This is a genomic window from uncultured Campylobacter sp., assembly GCF_938018035.1.
GTDB lineage: Bacteria > Campylobacterota > Campylobacteria > Campylobacterales > Campylobacteraceae > Campylobacter_B.
Genome location: NZ_CALIJF010000263.1, coordinates 1 through 2371, shown reverse-complemented (window position 1 = coordinate 2371; position 2371 = coordinate 1). Strand labels below are relative to the sequence as shown.

Genomic DNA, 2371 nt, shown 5'->3' with positions numbered 1-2371 from the left:
AATCTACTTTTTTCTTTATCATAAAATACGTCTCGCCAGTTGTCGTCTTTGCTACGAGGGTTATTGTTAAAATTACAAAATGTAAAGTAGCCGCTATTACCGTGCTCGGGCAAATAATCGCCTTTCGTCAGTAGTGCCCTTTGAAATAAAAAGTTTTCCCTATCCTCTTTAAAAATCTCATCAAATTTCTTATGGTATCTTTCAAATTCTTTTATATCATTTTTTGCGAAATCTATAAGAAATGTCAAATTTGACCCAAGATACCAATGCTTTTCAGCTTCATTAATGGTGGCGATCCACCTTTCATCGCTTTGTATTAGCTTTAGCTTCTTTTTCTCTTGCCATTTGTAAAATTCGATCGTCTTAAAGCTTTCCGGTTGTTTGTCGTCAAAACTTTCTAGCAGCTCAAAAATATCTTTATTCTTACATTTTTCGCAAATTTCGTTGATAAATTCAAAAACTTGCCTTAGTTTTAAAATACTGTCAATATTGAAATCTTTTGCAATATTTGTGGTTATTCTTTCGTACTTTTTATAAAACTCTCCGCCAATTCCTCTTGCTCCAAATTTTATCAAAAACATAGATAGCGCAAAAAATTTAGCCATTGTTTCATAAGTAATATCTTTGCTGGTATCGGTAAAATTTTTAAGTGGCTCATCATTTGCAACTTCACACAACTCATCTAAAATTTTTATTACATTATTTACATTATTTTTGTTACTGCTAAAAAAGTCTAATGTGTCTAGTGTATCAAACTCATCAAAATTAAAATCTTTTGCCTCTTTTGTATCTTTTATACTAAGAATAGTAAAATTCGAAGCTACACGGTTAAAAAATGCCATATAGCGCTTATCAACATTACTTAAACCTATCTCATCTTTATCGCCGCTATTTAAATTCCAAAATAAATCAAGCCACTGATTATCTAGCTTTGTTTTTATATCTTGGGATAGTTCTTTCTCAAATTCCGCCTTAAAATTTTCAAATTCGCTTAAAGGCTTTCCTCTCGCATTCATCTTTATGTATAGATCATCTGTTAGCCCAAAGTCTTTAAGTTCGAGAAAACTAAATTTTATATTTTCAAGCTTATCGTAAAATTTAGCGTCTTTAAATTTATGATGTATCTCATCTATCATCACAAGCATAGATTTTACGGTCGGGTCATTTTCCCAAAACGGCATAAACCAGTTACTATCTTTTATATATGTAGAAATTTTTTCTTTGCTAAAGTCAATATCATAGTCTACTAGCTTTTCGCAAAATTCCCTAGAGCTACTTCTGGTTTCGTATGTAAACCTTCTTAAATATTCGCACTCTTTATCTTCCTTTTTTGCAAAGTATAAGTGAAGCAAAAAAAGAGTAGTGAGGCGCTGTTGGCCATCGATCGGTATAAATTTATCATCCTCTATGCTGCCATAAATAAAATCTAGAAATAAACTCTCGTCACTTTTAAGCCTATTCAAAATTTCATCCAAAAATTTGTTTCTGATATCAGCCGCTTTATTGTCCATCCTTCCCTGCGCATAATCTCTTTGGATGATAGGTATTGAAATTTTTAACTTCTGTGCGGTCGGCATGTAAACCTTTGGAACTGCTTTAGTCAAAATATCTTTAAATCCGGTACTATTTTCCATTTTTTTCTCCTAGAAATTCTTTTAGAGTGTTGATTATTGAGTTTTTATAATCGCCTTGGTCTTGTTTGCTCCAAAAATATATGTTAGACGGATCGTCGCTGTAATATTTTAAAAATACATTTTTTGTGCATATTGGTATAAATTCGCCGTTTTTATCCATTTCTATGATCTTTGCGCGTTTCTCGATAAACGGACCATTACTTAAAGAGCTATTATTTTCTGTCGATAACAAGGCTAAATTTTCTATCCCGTGCATATTTACTATACCACCAAATTTATTTAAAATTTCTATTTGAAGCGTATTAAAATTATCGCTTTTATCGTCTTTTATAAAATCGCTAATTTTATTCTTAAGCTCTTTATCGTTAGAATTATCTTTGTCATTAATATATTTATTTACATTAGTAAGCCATTCATTCTGAGCCTTTTTATCCTTTAATCATTCATCATTTTGGGCGTGTATATGCTCTAAACTCCATTTTTTACCATTATATTCGTTGAACGAAAATCTAGTGTAGGAACCTTTGCTATTTAAAATAGTAGCAATGTTAAAAAGCAGTAATATATTTTCTAATGGCTTTCTATCATCAATATAATTTAGCTCATCAATATTATCTATTTTAACCTTCTCTTTTATTTTATCCATTAAAAAATATTTAAAATCACTTTTCGTCTTATCTTTTGTTTCTTTATATATGCCTTCAATACTTAATATATTGGATTTCTGGTGGCATCCA

2 protein-coding genes and 1 pseudogene are annotated in these 2371 nt (G+C 30.5%); all 3 read right to left on the bottom strand.

The window, feature by feature from the left end; genetic code table 11:
• A partial coding sequence (locus Q0257_RS07820) for a DUF262 domain-containing protein (protein WP_298023687.1) occupies positions 1 to 1634 on the bottom strand: 1634 nt, incomplete at its 3' end.
• Positions 1624 to 1890: a DUF1524 domain-containing protein gene (locus Q0257_RS07815; RefSeq protein ID WP_298023684.1), complete on the bottom strand. Its 267-nt coding sequence runs from the start codon at positions 1888 to 1890 to the stop codon at positions 1624 to 1626. The genes Q0257_RS07815 and Q0257_RS07820, both read right to left, overlap by 11 nt.
• A 183-nt stretch (positions 1891 to 2073) precedes the next feature.
• Positions 2074 to 2371, bottom strand: a pseudogene (locus Q0257_RS07810) (hypothetical protein); the annotation flags it as partial.

What these genes read in the sequence shown, in the direction of transcription:
- Q0257_RS07815 (WP_298023684.1), bottom strand. Translation starts at nt 1,890, where the DNA reads ATGCACGGGATAGAAAATTTAGCCTTGTTATCGACAGAAAATAATAGC.